Source organism: Hymenobacter artigasi, assembly GCF_012275535.1.
GTDB classification, from domain to species: Bacteria; Bacteroidota; Bacteroidia; order Cytophagales; family Hymenobacteraceae; genus Hymenobacter; species Hymenobacter artigasi.
Genome location: NZ_JAAVTK010000011.1, coordinates 112,949 through 131,133, shown reverse-complemented (window position 1 = coordinate 131,133; position 18,185 = coordinate 112,949). Strand labels below are relative to the sequence as shown.

The window sequence follows — 18,185 nt, the reverse complement described above, 5'->3', positions numbered from 1 at the left end:
AGTAGCGCGGACTTTGCCGTCCGCGCTACTAAAAAAAACAAACCGCCGGGCTTACACCAGCGTGCGCAACGCCTCGCGGCTGTAGCCTTTCAGCTCTCCGGAGCGGCCCTGCTCAATTTTTTCGACCCAGTTCGGGTCCACAATCAGCTGGCGGCCCACGGCCACGAGGTCGAATTCGTTGCGGTCGAGCCGGCGCAGCAGCTCATCGAGGGCGCGCGGCTCGGAGGCTTCGCCCGCGAAGCCGGCCAGGAACTCGCCCGACAGGCCCACCGAGCCCACGGTGATGGTGGTTTTGCCGGTGAGCTTTTTCACCCAGCCGGCGAAGTTCAAATCGGAGCCTTCGTTCTCGAATTCCGGCTCCCAGAAACGGCGCTGCGAGCAGTGGAAAATATCCACGCCGGCCTCGGCCAGGGGCTGCAGCCAGGCTTCCATTTCCTGGGGCGTGTGGGCCAGCTTCACCTCGTAGTCCTGCTGCTTCCACTGCGAGAGGCGCAGGCTGATGACGAACTCCTCGCCCACCTGGCGGCGCACTTCCTGCACCAGTTCCACGGCGATGCGGCTGCGGGCGGCCAGGGCGTCGCCGCCGTAGGCATCGGTGCGCTGGTTCATGCCGGCCCAGAAAAACTGGTCGATGAGGTAGCCGTGCGCCCCGTGCAGCTCCAGACAGTCGAAACCCAGGCGCTGGGCATCGGCGGCGGCCCGGCCGAAGGCGGCAATGGTGTCGGCGATGTCGTTTTCCGTCATGGCTTTGCCCGTGGCCTCGCCGGGCTTGAGCAGGCCGGAGGGGCCTTCGAAGTTTTCCGACGGCTTCCAGCCCGAGCGGTGCTCGCCCATCACGCCCATGTGCCAGAGCTGCGGCCCCATTTTGCCCCCGCCGGCGTGCACTTCGTCGATGACGTGCTGCCAGCCGGCCAGCGCCTGCTCGCCGTAGAAATGCGGAATGTTAGGGTCGTTGGACGAGGCCGGGCGCTCCACCACCGTGCCCTCGGAGAGGATGAGGCCGACCTGGCCCTCGGCGCGGCGACGGTAGTAGGCTGCCACATCGGCGCCCGGTACGCCGTTGGGCGAGAAAGAGCGGGTCATGGGCGCCATCACAATGCGGTTTTTAAGGTGGAGGGATTTCAGCGCGAAGGGCGTGAATAAGGCGTTGGAGGGCATGATTTAGGGGTTAATTTCTTCGTATGATGGAAAAGTTGACAACAACAGGGCGGGGCAGATTTTGATTTTTCAGAACGTCATGCCGAGCGTAACCGAGGCATTTCGCTTGTGCTTGTAACCCTTTTCAACGATTGGTTTACTGCTGCACGCGAGATGCCTCGGCTACGCTCGGCATGACGTTCTGAAAAATCAAAAAGCCACCCCAGCCCCGTTTGCTGCGTAAGTTGCGGCCGATGCTACGCCCGTTCTACTTCCTGCTGCTCACTTTGGGCATTACCCAATTATCGGCCTGCGCCCAGTCGGGTACCGACAAGCCGGCCGGTGCGCCCTTGGTGGTGCGGGCCGGCCAGCCGCTGCCCTGGCTCGATTCGCTGCTGGCCACCTCGCCTATTCTGCGCCAGCACCAGGTGGGCATGAGCCTGGCTTATGCCGACAGCACCCGGCCGTTCTACGGCTATCAGGAGGCCAAATACTTCACGCCGGCCAGCAACATGAAGCTGTTCAGCCTCTACGCCGGCCTGCACATCCTCACCGATTCGCTGCCCAGCCTGCGCTACTTCAGCCGCCGCGATACGCTGTTTTTTCAGGGCACCGGCGACCCCACCCTGCTGCACGGCGACGTGCCCAGCCGCCGCGCCTACAGCTTCCTGCTGGACCGGCCGGAAAAAACGCTGGCCTACTGCGACATTGCCACTGTTGCGCCTTTTGGCCCGGGCTGGACCTGGGACGACTACGGCTACTACTTCCAGGCCGAGCGCACGGCCTTCCCGATTTATGGCAACACGGTGCGCTTCTATGCCACGCCGCCTGCGCCGGTGCGCCACGGCGGGGTGGCGGCCGTGCGGCCGGGGCTGGTGCCGCAGTCGCGCATTCGGGTGCTGCCGCGCTACTTTGCGCCGCTGGTGGGCCCGGCCCCGGCCGACCTGCGCACGCCCGGCCTCGACGCCGACACGCACATCATCCGTGCGCTGCACGAAAACCGCTTCTACGTGCTGCCCACCGCCCGCAGGTGGGTCGATGAAACGCCTTTCATGACGAGCCGCGGGCTGATGCTGCGGCTGCTGGGCGACACCCTGCGCCGGGCCACCAGCAGCGCCATCTGGCGGCCCCGGCCCGGACAGGACTCCATCCGCACGCTCCACGGGCTGCGCGTGGATTCGCTCTACCGCCGCATGCTGCGCGTGAGCGACAATTTCCTGGCCGAGCAGCTGTTGCTGATGTGCAGCACCAAAATCGGCTACCGCGACTCGCTCAGTACCGGCCGCGTGATTCGCTACGCCCGCAAAAACCTGCTCGGCACGCTGCCCGACCCGGTTTTGTGGGTCGATGGCTCGGGCCTGTCGCGCCTCAACCTCGTCACTCCGCGCAGCCTCACCGGCCTGCTCCTCAAGCTGCATCAGGAAGTGCCCGAGCGCCGCCTGCTAAGCCTGCTGGCGGCCGGCGGCGGCCAGGGCACCCTGCGCAAGCGCTACCACGACGCCACCGGCCCCTGGGTGTGGGGCAAAACCGGCACCCTTAGCAATAACCTGAACGTGTGCGGCTACCTGCGCACCAAAAGCGGCCGGCTGGTGGCCTTCACGTTTATGAACAACAACCACGTGGTGGAGAGCGGCCCCATGCGCAACGAGGTAGAGCGGGTGCTGCGCCAGGTGCGCGAGCGGCTGTAGTAAGCTCTAGTAAAGGAGGGGCCATGCACCGGCGTGGCCTTGGGCGTTGAAATAGCCGGGCCTTTGGCACGACAAGGCTGCAAACCGTACTTTTGGGCCCGCGCAAAAACGCAGAACCGCCATGGTCCACGTACTCGATAACCCCGTCTGGAACGCGCTGATTTCGGGCAATAGTGCCCTGGCCCAGGGCCCGGCATCGGTGAAATACTTTGCGGAGGACGTGTCGCCTTTTGTCGGGTTCGACGCTTTCACGCCGGAGGCTTTTGGACTGCTGCACGCGCTGGTGCCCGCCGAGCGCGTGCTGGGCGTGGTGAGCCCGGTGCCAATGGCTATTCCGACCCAATGGCAGGTGATGCAGTACCTACAGGTAGGGCAAATGGTGCAGGAGCAACCGGCAGCGGCCGTTTTGCTGGGTCCGCCGCCCGTGCAGCTGGGGCCAGCGCACGTGCCCGCCATGCTGGCCCTCACCAAACAAACCAGGCCCGGCCCGTTTTTGCCCAATACCCTTGCGTTTGGGCACTACGAAGGCATTTTTGAAGGGCCTGAGCTGGTGGCCATGGCCGGGCAGCGCATGCATCCGGAGCCGTATGCCGAAATCAGCGCCGTGTGCACCCATCCGGGCCACCTGGGCCGGGGCTATGCCGGCCAGCTCATTCTGCGTCAGGCACAGCGCATTGTGGCGGCCGCGGGTATCCCGTTCCTGCACGTGAAATCCGATAATGTTCGGGCTATCAAGCTATACCATCACCTGGGGTTTGTGACTCGCCGGGAGATGAGCTTTTACATCATCCGGAAAAATCCGGCGTAGCGTAGCCTTACGGGCCCATGCCGGCACACCAACCAGAAAACGGCTCTGGTAATGCGCAGTAAGTGCCTAAAGGGATGGTTGTGGGGTCGGTGCGCGACGCAAGCGGTAAAGAAGCGGCGCGGCGGGCAGGTACGCAACCTGGTCAGCATCGGGGGCTGGGCTGATGCCGGAGCCGTGCGCTTCGGGTGAGGATATGGCCCAACAGGCCGGAAATATGAGGGTTAGGTGAATAAACGGCTCAGCCTGGCGCCGCCGGCGCAAGGCCGGAAATCATTCGCTGGGAAATTGGCCTCGCTAACCGAGGAAGTGACGGGTTTAGACGAACGGAAAAATAGCGCCTGGGGCCGCTGGCCAACTTTGTATCATCAAAACGGCCACCATTGGCCTGGCCGCTTCCGCTCGCTACTCCTCTTATCAACGATATGTACACTCCCGCTACTTCCGCCTTTGCTCGTTTGCTTCGCCAGGCTGCACTGGGGCTGTTGCTGCCCGCCGCCGCGCTGGCGCAGGCTCCTTCCATCGTCAGCTTCTCGCCGGCCACGGCGGCTCCCGGCGCTACGGTCACCGTTACGGGCACGGCCCTGACCGGCTTTACTTCGGTTATTCTGAACGGCCAGCTGGTGCGGGCCACGGCCGGCGCGGTTCCGGCCAGCACGCTCTCCTTTATTGTGCCGGCCGGGGCGGGCACCGGGCGCATCCGCCTCACCACGGCCGGCGGCACGGCCATCAGCTCCTACAAACTGGGCGTTGTTCGCGCGTCCTCCAACAAGAACTACGCCCAGCTTAGCACCAGCACCACCAGCGTCCCCGCCGTGGGCAACTACTCGACGCCGACCGCTGCCGACCTCAACAACAACGGCCTGATAGAGATGATTGTGGGCCAGGGCAATGGCACGCTTTTGTATTTCGAGCAGGCCACGGCCAACACTTCCTTCCCCACCACGGGTACGGTTCTCACCCTCAATGCCGGCGGCAACATCGACGTTGGCCTCTACGCCAAGCCAACGGTGAGCGACCTGGACGGCGACGGCTTGCAGGAAATCATTGTGGGCGAAGAAACCGGCAAGGTGATGATATACGAGCAGGTTGCGCGCACCGGGGCCAACGCCTTCAAATTCAACGCTGGTACGGTCCTGTTTGCCAACCCCTACGGCGTTACCCCTTCGGGCACGGCCAACTTTGGCTCCTACGCCCGCCCCGCCGTGGCCGACATCAACGGCAATGGCCTGATTGATATTCTGGTAGGTGGCAACGACGGCGTTATCCACCGCTACGAGCAGGCCACGGCCACGGCTACGACCACGGCGGGCTTCAACGTGCTGGGCAACGTGAAGCTGGCCAACGGCACCACCGACCTCGACGCCGGCGATGTGAGCAAGCCGCTGGTGACCGACTACGACGGCGACGGCAAGCTCGACATGCTGGTGGGCAACGTGGCCGGCAACGTGCAGCTCTACACCCAGACCACTATCAACTCCGCCACTTTCACCTTCGTGCAGAACCTGAGCACCGCCGGTACGGCCGCTACGATTATCAACATGAGCAACACGGGTACCAACCCCAGCAACAGCGGTGGCTACGCCGCCCCGGCCGTGACGGATATCGACGGCAACGGCCTGCTCGACCTCTTCATCGGCAACGGCAGCGGTACTTTGTTTCGCTACGAGCAGTCTGCTTCGGCTGTTGCGCCCACTATCTCGGCCCCGCTGCCGGTGGTGCTCAGCGCCTTTGGTGGCCAGGCCACCAGCGCCGGCAACCGCCTGAGCTGGACCACCGCTCAGGAATTAAAAAGCGCCAGCTTCGTGGTAGAAGCCTCGGCCGATGGCACCACTTTCGCCGCCGTGGCCGAACTGGCCGCCGCTGGCAACAGCACCACGGCCCGCAGCTACGAGTACCTCGATGCTTCGGCCGCTGCCCAGACGGCCAGCCGCCGCTACTACCGCCTGCGCCAGGTGGACCTCGATGGCACCCTGAACTACTCGCCGGTCGTAACGCTGACCCGCACCGCCGCTCCGGCCGCTGCTACCGCCCCAGCCACGGCCGAAGCCTACCCTAATCCCTTCACCAGCCAGCTTTTGGTGGCCCTGCCCGGCACCTTCGAGCCCCAGGCCGCAACTGCCACGCTCTTCACGCTGGCCGGCCGCCCCGTGTTTGCCACCAAGCTGGTAATCAGTGCTACTCCCCAGGCCCTGGCTGGCCTGCCCGAACTGCCCGCCGGTGTCTATGTGCTGCGCCTCACCACGGCCGGCGGCAGCATCACCCGCAAAGTAACCCGCCAATAAGCAGCGGTATTATTCGAAGAAAAACGGCCCCGGCCTCCGCAAGGAGTGCCGGGGCCGTTTTTGTTTAAGCGAATGTCGGAATGAAAGCAGTTGCTAGTACAGCACCCGGAACTTGATGGTATGCTCCACGGCACGCAGGGCCTGAATCACGTCGTGGTCGTATTCGCGGTTTATGTCGGTAATCACGTAGCCGATGTGCTCGTTGGTTTTCAGGTACTGGCCCAGGATGTTGACCTGGTGGGCCGCCAGCACGTTGTTGATGTTGGCCAGCACGCCGGGCACGTTGGCGTGAATGTGGATGAGGCGGTGGGCCTGCTGCGTGGGCAGCTGAATATTGGGGAAATTGACCGACTGCTGCGTGTTGCCCGTGTTGATGTACTGCATCAGCCGCTCGGGCACAAACTCGGCAATGTTGCGCTGGGCCTCGGCCGTGCTACCGCCGATGTGCGGCGTGAGCAGCACGTTGGTGAGCCCGCGCAGCTCGCTTTCGAAGCTTTCGTTGTTCGTTTTGGGCTCGTGCGGAAATACATCCACGGCCGCGCCGCCGAGGTGGCCGCTGCGCAGCACCGCCGCCAGGGCCGGCACATCTACCACGTGGCCACGGGCGTTGTTGATGAACAGGGCACCCGGCTTCATCTGGGCAAATTCCTTCTCGCCGAAGAAATTCTCGTTCTCCGGGCGGCCGTCAATGTGCAGCGTCACCACGTCGGATTGGGCCAATAGTTCTTCCAGCGTGCGGGCCTTCACGGCGTTGCCGAGCTGGAGCTTTTCGGCCATGTCGTAGTACAGCACCTTCAGGCCCACAGCCTCGGCCACTACCGAAAGCTGCGAGCCGATGTTGCCGTACCCCACGATGCCGAGGGTTTTGCCCCGAATTTCAAATGAGCCGCTGGCCGACTTGTCCCACTCGCCCCGGTGCATTTTGGGGTTCTTCTCGGGGATGCGGCGGGCCAGCACAATCAGCTCGGCCAGGGTGAGCTCGACCACCGAGCGGGTATTCGAAAATGGCGCATTGAACACGGCCACGCCCTTTTTCATGGCCCCGGTGAGGTCAATCTGGTTGGTGCCGATGCAGAACGCGCCGATGCCGATAAGCCGGTTGGCGGCGTCGAGCACGCGCTGGGTTACCTGCGTTTTCGAGCGGATGCCGAGCAGGCTCACGCCCTCGATGCGGGCAATGAGCTCGTCCTCGTCGAGGCCGCCTTTCACCTCCTCCACCTGGTAGCCTTCCTGGCGGAAAAGCTCGGCGGCGCGGGCATCCGGATTCTCCAGCAGGAGCACCTTGATGCGGTTTTTGGGGTATGATAAAGTCATGGGAAGTCTTAGTTGGTACAAAAACTCATCGAACGTGGGCAGCACTTCGTCGGCCTGGGCCACCACGGTAGGGCGGCTAACGTTCTCGGTGTAAGCATAGAAGCGGTGGGCTAACCCCGCTTCGCGGATTTGGTAGTCGGTGTAGCCGTCGCCGAGCACGTACACGGGCCCGTCCAAATCGAGCAGCACCAGCTGGCGGATTTTGCCGCCGTCGCGGCTCAGCACGTTGGCCGGGTCGCAGCCGGTGATGTTGCCCTCGGCATCAAACGTGAAGGTGTTGGCCAGCACGTGGCCGGGCGTAATGCCGAACTCGGCCACCACCGGCTCGATGAACTCACGGAAGCCACTGCTCACCACGTAAATCCGGTCGGCGAAGCGCCGGAAGAAGTCGCCGTTGCGCCGGATGCTCTCGCTCACCTTGGTTTTGAGGCGGGCCACCAGCGGCGCGAGGTGGCGCTCATTGGCCCCCAGCAGCGCCAGCCGCCGCGCCAGCGACTCCTGAAAGCCGATTTCGCCGGCCATGCCCTGGTCGGTGAGGGCGCGGATTTGGGCCACCCGCTCGGCCGCGTCGGGGCGGCCGGCCAGGGCAATATCGGCCAGTTCGTCCAGCCCTTCAACCTGAGTGAAGGTGCTGTCAAAATCGAACACGAGGTAGGGCAGGGGGGCGGGGGAAGCGGGCACGTTATAAAAGGCAAAATCACATGACAGTCACATAAAAAAAGTGTGTTTGCACCAATAAAAAGCCGGTTTTTATTGATGCAAATCACATGACAGTCACATAAGATTTAATGAAAAACAGGAATGTATTTAGCGTGTTTTTTGGATTTGTTCTCTGGGTCGTAGGGCCGGATTAAGCCTTCTTCTATTGTTTCGGCGATGATGCGGGAAGCAATGGAGTAGTTTTTTTCGGCAATGCCCATGCGCTCGCGGAACGATTGGTTGGTCATTTGTTGGCCGTTGGCGTGTTTCAGGCAGGCGTGTTGGTAGCACGCCCTGATTTTGTGGCGGCGGTCCATCTCCCGCAACGGTCGAGGAGCATAGAGAATGGCTTGGGTGTAATTGTCGCCGCGAATAAAGTCAGGAGCGGGAAGCTGATGCTTTTCGCATTCTTCCACAACGCGGTCGATGCCACTGCCTTGTCGTTCGCAGAAGTTGAATGATTGCATTGTGGCTGCAATGGCTTCGTTCCGGCTAACGGGAATGTGGTTCAGAAACTCCAATACGTTGATTAGCGGAGTGCCAGGATTGGTGATTTCAATGCGGTTGATGAATACCTCTACCATCAAAGTTGAACCACTTACAGTAAAGTCTTGGTGAATCAGCGCGTTTGCCATCAATTCGCGCACGGCTTTGATGGGGTAGGTTGGAACCGTGGTGCGAAGTGCCCGGCCAATTTCTTCTTGGCTAGGCAGCCGGTCATTCAACCAGTTGGCCGCCCGATTGAATCCTATGGCGTAACCCAACTGGCCTGTCTGTTCCATCTTGGCGCCCGTTTGCCCGGTTCCTTCATAGAGTATGATGCGGATAGATTTATAAGCCAAATGCTCAAAAAGGCGCAAATCGCGCGCAAATAGTACCGCTCCTAAATTGGTGATGTGCAATTGCCCATCGGCCCTCACTACAGCTTTAATACTTGCCAGCCGCACCACTATTTCCTGGGCATCGGTCGGTTCGGGGAATTCACATAGCGCAAAATACTTCTGCCAGTCGAGCAGTTCTAGGATGTGCGAAATGCTGGCGTTGGCGTAGGCAATGCCGCGCTCAAAACCGAGCTGCTGCTGAAATCGGCCTTCAATTCGGTGCCGCTCGTCGGTATTTAGTGGCCCTAAGCTTTCACCATCGCGGCCGTAGTGGTGACCTTTCCAAGCAGTGGGATACCCTGCTGTGGCCGGCGGAATCTCGAACAGAATAACGCGCTTGCCTTCGTGCGTGAGTTCATGAATGCCCCGGAAAGTGAGTCGGTTGGTGCAATGGTCGGCTATTTCTTTTGTGAGGCTTTGCAGTTTTACGGGGTCGGCACGGAAGGCCGTGCCAACTACTTCCTGGGGATTATTTACGCCAAAAACCAGCCAGGCTTCCTGTGCGCTTTTCAAATTGGCCTCGTTGCTCAGGGCGCTGAAATACTCTCCGAGCTTGTCGGAATCGAAAGTGGTTTTGGCTTCTTTAAATTCGACTAGCTCCGACTCGGCAGGCAGGGACAACAGGTTGCGCAGTATTTCCGTCAGGTCGTAGGCAGTCATGGCAGCGATAGAACTAGATGAAGAGCAGCGAAAACGGGTGTACACGCAAAGATGCGCCCGGCAATACCTTGGCGCGGCATTCCACTTCCAAGTTTTTATGAAACTCCTGCTGCCGTTGCTGCTCGCGCTGCTGCTGAAACTGCTAGTTGCTGGGCTGCCGGCGGTGCGTGTCACGTTCAGCCCGCTGACGAAGGCGGCGTATCTGGCGCTGAGTTGTAAAACGGTATATTACCGGCCATTTTGGTGGTTGAATAATTATTTTGAGCTTGAGCAATGCGGTTACAACTCCTGACAAAATGGGTGACGTATATCTTAAGCGGCGTGCTGTTGCTCTTTTTCGGGCTGCTGCTAGCCAGCATCGGCTCATTATTTTTGGTTAGGCGCGATGTGCCCGTCGATGTTACGGCAGCGAATATTGAGCGGGTGCGGTGCGGAATGAATGCCGCCCAGGTAATGGCCGTGTTGGGGCGGCCGCTCTACGTGTACTCGTACAAGGGCAGCGGTACGCACAGTATGGAAACCTGCCAAGGTATCGCCAGCAGAGAAGGGGTGGTCAATGTTGAGGTGAGCGACACGATGGACATTGTGGCCTTGTTGCGACGCGCCACTGCCGACACCGCCGTGCATGTCTGCGACATCGGCGACTTCCGGGCTCACGACCGCAATACCACTTTCACCTATTCGCGGCCAGTGGCGTGGGCGGGCCGTTATCCCATGCTGTGGGTCATGCTGGATTCTACGGCCCACGTATCGGAAGTTTCGGTGAAAGGGTACACTCCTTATTTTTTTCTGGAAGACGATAATGGGGAGTATCTGGCAACTGCTAGCCCAGCCGCCAATCCCTATCGCAAGGAAATTCTGCTGCAATTATTTGGCCGATAAGGTGCGCTGCAACGAGGGTGAAGGGAAGTCATCAACTCACAACCCGGGCAGTATATTCACCTACGCTAAACTGGAAATTCATTAGCCATGAAGACTTTCCTGTCACTGCTGCTCCTCGCGCTGCTGGCCGCCGCGCCCGCCCTAGCCCAGAAAGCCTCCGTTTTCCACACCCTCGACGGGCGCACCCTGCGCCCGGCCGACATTGACCGCACCGTGCAGCAGCTCATGGATTCGGCCCGAGTGCCGGGGCTGGCGGTGGCTTTGCTGGAGGATAACCAAGTGCGCTACCTGCATACCTACGGCTACCGCAACCTGGAAACCAAAGCGCCCCTGGAACCCCAAACGGCTATGTACGGGGCCTCGCTCAGCAAGGCCGTATTCGCGTATCTGGTGATGCAGCTGGTGCAGGAAAAGCGCCTCGACCTCGATAAGCCGCTGGCCGAATACCTGCCCAAGCCGTTGCCCGAGTACGAGCCCTACCGCGACCTTGCCGGCGATGCTCGCTGGCCGCGCCTCACCGCACGAATGGCCCTCACGCACACCACAGGCCTGCCCAACTGGCGCTGGCTGGCCCCCGATAAAAAGCTGCGCTTCCAGTTCGAGCCCGGCGCACGCTACAGCTACTCGGGCGAGGCCCTGCAGCTGCTGCAGCTGGTGGTGGAAACCATCACGCAGCAAACCCTGACGCAGCTCAGCGAGGCGCGCGTATTCGGGCCCTTGAAAATGACCCACACCAGTTACGTGTGGCAGCCCGCGTTCGAAGCCAACTACGCATTGGGCTATGATGAGCAGAGCCAGCCGCTGGAAAAACGCAAGCGCATCAAGCCCCAGGCCGCTGGTTCGCTGGAAACCACCCCCGCCGACTACGCCGCCTTCATGGCCGCCGTGATGCAGGGCTGGGGCCTCACGCCGGCCACCAAGCACGAAATGACGCGCACGCAGGTCCGCATTCCGTTCAAGGCGCAGTTTGGACCGCTGGCCGTGGTGGTCGCGCCGGACAGCAACCGGGCCATTCGGCTGGGCTACGGGCTGGGCTGGGGCACGTTTGAGTCGCCCTACGGTCACGCCTATTTTAAGGAAGGCCACGACGACGGCTGGGAAAATCACAGCGTCGTATTCGGCGACCGCAAGGTGGGGCTGCTATTGCTAGGCAACAGCTCCAACGCCGATTCAATCTTCAAGGCCCTGCTGGAGCGGCTGCTCGGCGACCGGGCCACGCCCTGGCAGTGGGAAAACTATGTGCCATATCAGGACACGGAGAAATAGGTACCCGATAGCCGGCCGGCGGCTTTACCTTGCCATTTGTCACGTAGTATTTTCACTTTTCCGCTTCACTGTGCTGCCCCAACGCCTCGTTTTCGTGTACAATGCCGATGGCAGCCACCTGGCCGGCCTCAAGGACCTATTTCATAAAGTCCTTTCGCCCAGCACTTACCAGTGCTCGCTGTGCGCGGTTACCTACGGCGCGACTTCGATGCAGCCGGAGTGGCGCGCGTTTATCAAGGCGTTGCCCGTGCCGGTGGATTTTCTGCACCGCGACGAGTTCGTGCGCGACTATCCGCAGTGGGCGCGGCACCCGCTGCCGGCCGCTTTCGCCGTGGGCGAAGGAGGCGCGCTCACGCCCTTCATCGAAGCGCCGGAGATGGACGCGGCGGATTTGAACGGGCTGATGGAACTGGTGCGGCAGCGGCTATAAGGGCGGGGAAGTGCTCATAAACAATGTTATGCCGAGCGGAGCCGAGGCATATCGCGTGCCACCACTAATCCAATCGCCCTGCGAAGTTGATTACTACCCCACGCGAGATGCCTGGGCTCTGCTCGGCATGACGTTCTTTTGTGCGATTCATTTTCGCTTTTCCTCCTGATACTTCACATGAAACTACAATTCCTGCTGGGCGCGGCGCTGCTCACGGCCGGCCCGGTGCTGGCCCAAACCATCAATACCGGCCCGGCTTACGACTCGCGCACGCTGTTCAACCCAAGTTTTATTGAGCAGTTGAGCACGCCCACGCGCACGGCCGGCGGCCAGCCGGGGGCGGTGTATTGGCAGAACGCGGCCGACTACAAAATCGACGCCCGTCTCGACGAAAAAACGGCCCGCGTAACGGCCACCGCCACCATCACCTACACCAACAACTCGCCCGATGCGCTGGCCTTCGTGTGGCTGCAGGTCGACCAGAACCTATACCGCGAAGACTCGCGCGGGGCGGCCATTACGCCGGTGGGCGGCGGACGCTTCGGCAATAACTCGCGCGGCTTCCGGGGCGGCGACTCGCTGCAAACCGTGAACATCGAACTGCACGGCAAGAAGCTGAAAGCCAACTACCGCGTAACCGATACGCGCATGCAAATCATGCTGCCCGAGGCCCTGAAGCCCAACGGCGACAAGCTGAAAATCGACATCGCCTACGGCTTCAGCATCCCCGAATACGGCTCCGACCGGCTGGGCCGCCTGCAAACCAAAAACGGCGAAATATTCGAAGTGGCGCAGTGGTACCCGCGCATGGCCGTGTACGACGACGTGGAAGGCTGGAACACGCTGCCCTACCTCACGGCCGAGTTTTACCTCGAATACGGCAACTTCGACTACACCCTCAACGTGCCCGCCAACTACCTCGTGGGCGGCTCGGGCGAGCTGGTGAACCCGGCCGAAGTCCTGACTTCGGCCCAGCAAAACCGCTTGGCCAAAGCCGCCGGCTCGGACCAGACGGTGCTGGTGCGCTCGGCCGATGAGGTGACGCAGGCCGGCTCGCGGCCCGGTGGCAAAAATGGCCGCCTCACCTGGCACTTCAAGTGCCAGCGGGCGCGCGACGTGGCCTGGGCGGCCTCGGCTTCTTTCGTGTGGGATGCGGCGAAGATGAACCTGCCCAGCGGCCGCAAGTCGCTGGCGCAGTCGCTCTACCCAGTGGAGTCGGCCCAGGATACGGCCTGGAACCGCTCGACGGAGTATGTGAAGAAGAGCATCGAATATAACTCGAAGCAGTGGTACGAATACACGTACCCGGTGGCCACCAACGTGGCCGGCGTGGTGGGCGGCATGGAGTATCCGGGCATCGTGTTCTGCGGCGCGAAGGCCCGCAAAGCCAGCCTGTGGGGCGTAACGGACCACGAATTCGGCCACAACTGGTTCCCGATGATTGTGGGCTCGAACGAGCGCAAGTACCCGTGGATGGACGAGGGGTTCAATACCTTCATCAACATCCTGTCGAGCAACAACTTCAATAACGGCGAATACGCCAAGCAGGTGAACGACACTGCCCGGCTGGTGCAGGGCAACATCCGCTACATCATGGACCCGGCCACCGTGCCGCCCTACACCGTGCCCGACGTGACGCCCTCCAACTACCTCGGCTACGCGGCCTACAGCAAGATGGGTTACGGCTTGTTTCTGCTGCGCGCCGAGATTCTGGGGCCGGAGCGGTTCGACTATGCTTTCCGCACCTACATCAAGCGCTGGGCCTTTAAGCACCCGCAGCCGAAGGACTTTTTTCGGACGATGAACGACGCCAGCGGTGAGGATTTGACCTGGTTCTGGCGCGAGTGGGTGTACAACAACTGGACCCTCGACCAGGCCGTGACCACCGTGGCCTACGTGAACCAGGACCCCGCCCAGGGTGCCCTCATCACCATCGAAAACAAGGGCCAGGCCGCCATGCCCGTCATTGCCGACGTGACCGAAACCAGCGGCAAAACCACCCGCGTGCGCCTGCCCGTGGAAGTATGGCAGCGCAGCGGCACCTGGACCTTCCGCTACAACTCCACCACGCCCCTCACGCTGGTGAAGCTCAACCCCACCAAGCTGCTGCCCGATGCCAACCCCGGCAATAACGTGTGGCGGGCGCAGGTGTTGAAATAGTTAAGAGTTAAAGGTTAAGAGTTAAGAGTTTACAAAAAGCCCGCCTGACGATTCAGGCGGGCTTTTTGTAAACTCTTAACTCTTAACCTTTAACTTTTAACTCTCGACTATTCACCCCGCCGGGCCAGCTTGGGATTGTAGCGGGTGCCACCAAACAAATACAGCATCAGCGCCCGTGAATAGCGCAAAATAACCGGCGTAAGCAGCACCGTGACGGCCGTAACGATGCTCACATACACCCAGGTATCGGGATTGTCCATCAGGTAATAGATGAGCACGCCCAGCACCAGTGTAGTGGCCACGTTGAAGCCAAAGGTGATGTACATCGAGCCGAAGTAGAAACCGGGTTCGGGCTCGAACGTCTGGCTGCACACGGGGCATTGCGCGGGCATCTGGGCAAATTTGCTGAGGTTCAGGGCCGAGTAGGTGAACAGCTTGCCCTGGTGGCAGCGTGGGCAGCGCAGCTGGGCCAGCGCCAGGGCGGTGGAGTCAACGAGTTCGTAGGTATCAGTAGTAGGGTCGGCCATAACCGGAGTGGGGGAGGGGTGCATAACAGTAGCTGAGCTATACGGGAAAATGCGGCCCGCGCCCATGCGCAGGCGGCCGGCGCGGCACTTGCCGCGTTGGTGCCCCAAAATTACCCGGTGCGGCGCCCGCCTTTGCAGCCCGTTTGCGGGCACTTACCGGACAAATCAACGCTGCTGCCGAAACGCCTCGGGCGTGCGGCCGGTGTACTTACGAAAGTAGCGTCCGAAGTACGACGCATCCTCGAAACCCAGCTCGTAGGCCACCTGCGCCACGCCCAGCGCCGAGTGGCTCAGCAGCCGCCGTGCCTCGGTGATGATGCGCTCGTGAATGAGGTCGCTGGCCGTTTTGTTGAGCACCCGGCGGCACTGGGCGTTGAGGTGGTTGGCCGATACGTGGAGCAGCGCCGCATAGTCGCGCACGCCGCGCAGGCTGCGGTAGTGCTGGTTGAGCAGTGCCCCAAACTGCCGGATTTGCTGCTGGGCCAGGCCCGCTTCGGCCGGGGCCGGGGCGGCGTAGTGGCGCGCCGCCAGCTCCAGGCACAGGTGCAGGTAGGCGCGGAAAACCTCCGCCTGGTTGGGCTGCGGAACGGTAAACTCTGCAAAGAGGTGCTCGATGAGCGGGCGAATTTCGGTTTCGGCGGGCGGCAAATACAGCACCGGCGGGTGCGCGCTGTCGAAAAACGGAAAGTCGTAGAGCCCGCTGCCGGGGTAGCGAAACAGGTAGAAGTCGGCGCTGAAAAACACCACGAAGCCGCGCGCATCCGGCCCCGGGTGCCAGTGATGCACCTGCCCCGGAGCCAGAAAAAACAAGCTGCCCGGCCGCAGCTCATACGTCACCAAATCGACGGTGTGCGTGCCGGTACCTTCGGTGATGTAGAGCAGCAGGTAGAAGTCGTGCCCATGCGGCGCGTTCACGTGCGGAAACCGGACGACGTGGCTTTCCAGCCGGTCGCAGTAGTAGGGAGTGCGGGCCAGCGGCCCCGGAAAAGAGGCCAGCGCAAGAACCGGCGGGGCGGTGGGCTTCATGGCGCGAAGGTAGCGCGGGCCTAAATGAGGAACCGTATACGTCTGCTCCGGTCCGACCGCCCCAGGTGGTCTGACCGGTTGAAGCACCACCGATAGTCGTTCTCACAAAAACCGGTCAGACCGCCTGGGGCGGTCTGACCGGCAGGCCCGCTTCAACGGGCTGCTTAACCTCACGCCTCCCTTTTGGCCGTGCACACCGGCACCCACTCCGCGCCCTGGCACACCGGGCAGGTGGCGGCCTGGCCCCGCGCCAGCTCCTGTACGTGGCCGCACTTGCCGCAGGCGTGCGCGCCGGCCGCTGCCACGCGGTGCTGCGATTGGGCCAGCAGCTCGGGCCAGATGGGCAGGCCGGGCGCGGCCTCATCGGGAGCGAAGAAATAGGCGCTGAGGTTGCCGGTCGCTTCCATGTAGGCGCGGCGTACCTGGCCGAGGTGCTCCACCTGCTGCTGGCGCAGCTCGCCGAATAATTCCTTCTGCGTCAGGTTCAGGCTGTCGAGGTTTTTCATGTTGATGCGGCCTTCTTCGATGAGCAGCACGGGCTTGCCCTCCAGCCAGTCGCCGAAGACCGGGAACCACTCGGTGAGGCGATTGAATAGCCAGTACAGGGCACTAACTACCGCAAACACGATGATGACGGGCAGCAGCGGCGTGTCGTGGTAAAACATGGTGTCGCCCGCCGCCGAGCCCAGCGCCAGAATAATGCTCAGCTCGAAGATGGACAGCTGCCGCACGCCGCGCCGGCCCGTCACGCGGAGCGTGGCCAGCAGCAGCAGGTACGTCACCACACACCGAAACACGACTTCAAACAGGAAAGTAGGCGGCGCGTCGGCCGTCCAGAGGATGCGCTGCCAGTCGAAAGGCGTGATGGATTTGGCGAGGAAGAGCATGGAAACGCAGAAGACATGAAACCGTGCTGGTACGCACGGTCCGGCCCGTGGTTGGCCGCGCCGTACCTTTGCCTTACTGCTGGGGTCTGGTCGGCCCCGACTGGCGGGTGCTTATGTAAGCGTCGCGTCGGCGGGCATCGCACGCAGCGGTGGCCGCCGAGAGTAGGTTTCTGGTTTCGCGCTCCTCGTTGCGGGGTTTTAATTCGTTGTCGACTGCCCACGAATTAAAACCCGGTAACCAGTAGCCAGTAACGAGAAACCGGCTTCCAGCTTGGCCGACGCCCGCCAGCAGCGACCTGTTGCCTTGTTGCCGTGAACGTTTCGTTGTTGATTTCCCCCGCCATCTGGGCGGGGCTGCTGGGTGCGGCCGCGCACCTGCCGGGCCTGGGTGCCGATGGCCATAAGGTGGCCGAGCCTCGCTCCCGCACCTTCGTGCTCACCAGCACCGCCACCGTGCCCGTGCCCCCGGCCGGCACCAAAACCCTGGATTTGTGGCTGCCCGTGCCCCACACCGATGCCTCGCAGGACGTGCGCGACCTCAAAATTGAGTCGCCGGTGCCATATAAAATCGAGCAGGGCGAATATGGTACCCAGATGCTGCACCTGCGCGCCGCCACCGTGCCCACGGCCCCGCTGGTGGTGAAGCTCACCGCCCAGATTACGCGCCGCGAGCACCTCAACCTGCGCGCCAACGCCCCCACGGCCAAAGTAGCCAAAGAAAAAACCGACCCCAACCTGGCCCGCTGGCTCGCCCCCGACCGCCTCGTACCCCTCGACCCCACCATCCATCAGCAGGCCGAAGAAGTGGTGGCCAAAGCCGGAGCCAAAACGCCGCTCGAAAAAGCCCGCGCCATCTACGAGCACGTGGTGAGCACCGTGACCTACGACAAAACCGGCCAGGGCTGGGGGCGCGGCGACATCTACTACGCCTGCGACGCCCGGCACGGCAACTGCACCGATTTCCACGCCATCGTCATCGGCTACTGCCGCAGCCTGGGTATTCCGGCGCGCTTCAGCATTGGGCTGCCGCTGCCGGCCGAGCGGGGCCACGGCGAAATCAAAGGCTACCACTGCTGGGCCGAGTTCTTCACGCCAGAAACCGGCTGGGTGCCCGTCGATGCCTCCGAAGCCGCCAAAAACCCCGACAAGCGCGCCTACTTCTTCGGGGCCCACGACGAAAACCGCGTCGAGTTCACCCGGGGCCGCGATGTGCAGCTGACGCCCCGGCAGGCCGGCCCGCCCCTCAACTACTTCGTGTACCCCTACGCCGAAGCCGACGGCCAGCCGCTGGAAGTGGCCCGGAAATACGAGTTTTCGGATATCACGGCGCAGTAGCCGGCATTGGTACTGAAAAGTATGACTGTCGGGCTGTGCATAATAATCAGGCTGCCTGACCCCTGCGCGATAAGAATAATACAGCCCGTCGGCGCTCCCTGAGCATCGGTGGGCTGTTGCGTTGGGGGAAAATAGGGCCGGGGAAGATGAAGGGGAAATGAGCGGAAAATGAATGAGTTAAGAAGGTTAATGCCGGCTTAAAC

At 62.0% G+C, this 18,185-nt stretch carries 15 protein-coding genes; 9 read left to right on the top strand and 6 right to left on the bottom strand.

Annotation, left to right across the window (positions count from 1 at the left end; all coding sequences use genetic code 11):
• Positions 1 to 51: 51 nt before the first annotated feature.
• Entirely contained in the window at positions 52 to 1,158 is a 1,107-nt protein-coding gene (locus tag HBN54_RS17015; protein WP_168674424.1) for an NADH:flavin oxidoreductase, read from the bottom strand.
• 233 nt (positions 1,159 to 1,391) lie between these two features.
• Between HBN54_RS17015 and HBN54_RS17010 the strand changes: the two genes are divergently transcribed.
• The 3 genes from HBN54_RS17010 (at position 1,392) to HBN54_RS17000 (ending at position 5,915) form a co-directional block, all read left to right on the top strand.
• Positions 1,392 to 2,825, top strand: a complete 1,434-nt coding sequence (locus HBN54_RS17010) for a D-alanyl-D-alanine carboxypeptidase (RefSeq protein ID WP_168674423.1) — start codon at positions 1,392 to 1,394, stop codon at positions 2,823 to 2,825.
• 121 nt (positions 2,826 to 2,946) lie between these two features.
• Positions 2,947 to 3,633: a GNAT family N-acetyltransferase gene (locus HBN54_RS17005; protein ID WP_168674422.1), complete on the top strand. Its 687-nt coding sequence runs from the start codon at positions 2,947 to 2,949 to the stop codon at positions 3,631 to 3,633.
• Positions 3,634 to 4,055: 422 nt separating this feature from the next.
• Positions 4,056 to 5,915, top strand: a complete 1,860-nt coding sequence (locus HBN54_RS17000) for a T9SS type A sorting domain-containing protein (RefSeq protein ID WP_168674421.1) — start codon at positions 4,056 to 4,058, stop codon at positions 5,913 to 5,915.
• A 93-nt stretch (positions 5,916 to 6,008) separates the two neighbouring features.
• Here the strand turns inward: HBN54_RS17000 and serA are convergent, their stop codons facing one another.
• Together serA and HBN54_RS16990 are read right to left on the bottom strand one after the other, a co-directional pair.
• Positions 6,009 to 7,910, bottom strand: coding sequence for a phosphoglycerate dehydrogenase (serA, locus tag HBN54_RS16995; protein ID WP_168674420.1), 1,902 nt, complete (start codon positions 7,908 to 7,910; stop codon positions 6,009 to 6,011).
• Between the two features lie 104 nt (positions 7,911 to 8,014).
• Positions 8,015 to 9,469 (bottom strand): ATP-binding protein, encoded by a 1,455-nt coding sequence (locus HBN54_RS16990; protein ID WP_168674419.1) that lies wholly within the window; start codon positions 9,467 to 9,469, stop codon positions 8,015 to 8,017.
• A gap of 97 nt (positions 9,470 to 9,566) precedes the next feature.
• On the opposite strand from HBN54_RS16990, the gene HBN54_RS16985 reads away from it, so the two are divergent.
• From HBN54_RS16985 to HBN54_RS16965, 5 genes are all read left to right on the top strand, one after another.
• Positions 9,567 to 9,761 (top strand): hypothetical protein, encoded by a 195-nt coding sequence (locus tag HBN54_RS16985; protein ID WP_168674418.1) that lies wholly within the window; start codon positions 9,567 to 9,569, stop codon positions 9,759 to 9,761.
• An 8-nt stretch (positions 9,762 to 9,769) separates the two neighbouring features.
• Positions 9,770 to 10,351, top strand: a complete 582-nt coding sequence (locus tag HBN54_RS16980) for a hypothetical protein (RefSeq protein ID WP_210428093.1) — start codon at positions 9,770 to 9,772, stop codon at positions 10,349 to 10,351.
• Between the two features lie 87 nt (positions 10,352 to 10,438).
• Positions 10,439 to 11,617 carry a serine hydrolase domain-containing protein gene (locus HBN54_RS16975; RefSeq protein ID WP_168674416.1) on the top strand — a complete coding sequence of 393 codons (1,179 nt, stop codon included), beginning with the start codon at positions 10,439 to 10,441 and terminating at the stop codon, positions 11,615 to 11,617.
• Positions 11,618 to 11,687: 70 nt separating this feature from the next.
• The gene (locus HBN54_RS16970) at positions 11,688 to 12,047 is read left to right on the top strand and encodes a hypothetical protein (protein WP_168674415.1); all 360 of its coding nucleotides are present in this window, start codon (positions 11,688 to 11,690) and stop codon (positions 12,045 to 12,047) included.
• A gap of 177 nt (positions 12,048 to 12,224) precedes the next feature.
• The gene (locus tag HBN54_RS16965; protein WP_168674414.1) at positions 12,225 to 14,207 is read left to right on the top strand and encodes a M1 family metallopeptidase; all 1,983 of its coding nucleotides are present in this window, start codon (positions 12,225 to 12,227) and stop codon (positions 14,205 to 14,207) included.
• A gap of 107 nt (positions 14,208 to 14,314) precedes the next feature.
• On the opposite strand, the gene HBN54_RS16960 is transcribed toward HBN54_RS16965, so the two are convergent.
• The 3 genes from HBN54_RS16960 to HBN54_RS16950 all read right to left on the bottom strand — a co-directional run bounded on the left by HBN54_RS16960 (position 14,315) and on the right by HBN54_RS16950 (position 16,647).
• Entirely contained in the window at positions 14,315 to 14,734 is a 420-nt protein-coding gene (locus tag HBN54_RS16960; RefSeq protein WP_235955572.1) for a DUF983 domain-containing protein, read from the bottom strand.
• A gap of 165 nt (positions 14,735 to 14,899) precedes the next feature.
• Entirely contained in the window at positions 14,900 to 15,760 is an 861-nt protein-coding gene (locus tag HBN54_RS16955) for a helix-turn-helix domain-containing protein (RefSeq protein ID WP_168674413.1), read from the bottom strand.
• A gap of 170 nt (positions 15,761 to 15,930) precedes the next feature.
• Positions 15,931 to 16,647 carry a DUF421 domain-containing protein gene (locus HBN54_RS16950; RefSeq protein ID WP_168674412.1) on the bottom strand — a complete coding sequence of 239 codons (717 nt, stop codon included), beginning with the start codon at positions 16,645 to 16,647 and terminating at the stop codon, positions 15,931 to 15,933.
• 312 nt (positions 16,648 to 16,959) lie between these two features.
• Between HBN54_RS16950 and HBN54_RS16945 the strand changes: the two genes are divergently transcribed.
• On the top strand, positions 16,960 to 17,982 hold the full coding sequence (locus tag HBN54_RS16945) for a transglutaminase-like domain-containing protein (protein WP_317170241.1): 1,023 nt from the start codon (positions 16,960 to 16,962) through the stop codon (positions 17,980 to 17,982).
• The last annotated feature ends 203 nt before the right edge of the window (positions 17,983 to 18,185 follow it).

Bases quoted from the DNA above. Each gene is read 5' to 3' on its own strand.
- HBN54_RS17015 (WP_168674424.1), bottom strand. From the start codon at position 1,158: ATGCCCTCCAACGCCTTATTCACGCCCTTCGCGCTGAAATCCCTCCAC.
- HBN54_RS17010 (WP_168674423.1), top strand. From the start codon at position 1,392: ATGCTACGCCCGTTCTACTTCCTGCTGCTCACTTTGGGCATTACCCAA.
- HBN54_RS17005 (WP_168674422.1), top strand. From the start codon at position 2,947: ATGGTCCACGTACTCGATAACCCCGTCTGGAACGCGCTGATTTCGGGC.
- HBN54_RS17000 (WP_168674421.1), top strand. From the start codon at position 4,056: ATGTACACTCCCGCTACTTCCGCCTTTGCTCGTTTGCTTCGCCAGGCT.
- HBN54_RS16990 (WP_168674419.1), bottom strand. From the start codon at position 9,469: ATGACTGCCTACGACCTGACGGAAATACTGCGCAACCTGTTGTCCCTG.
- HBN54_RS16985 (WP_168674418.1), top strand. From the start codon at position 9,567: ATGAAACTCCTGCTGCCGTTGCTGCTCGCGCTGCTGCTGAAACTGCTA.
- HBN54_RS16975 (WP_168674416.1), top strand. From the start codon at position 10,439: ATGAAGACTTTCCTGTCACTGCTGCTCCTCGCGCTGCTGGCCGCCGCG.
- HBN54_RS16965 (WP_168674414.1), top strand. From the start codon at position 12,225: ATGAAACTACAATTCCTGCTGGGCGCGGCGCTGCTCACGGCCGGCCCG.
- HBN54_RS16960 (WP_235955572.1), bottom strand. From the start codon at position 14,734: ATGGCCGACCCTACTACTGATACCTACGAACTCGTTGACTCCACCGCC.
- HBN54_RS16955 (WP_168674413.1), bottom strand. From the start codon at position 15,760: ATGAAGCCCACCGCCCCGCCGGTTCTTGCGCTGGCCTCTTTTCCGGGG.
- HBN54_RS16950 (WP_168674412.1), bottom strand. From the start codon at position 16,647: ATGCTCTTCCTCGCCAAATCCATCACGCCTTTCGACTGGCAGCGCATC.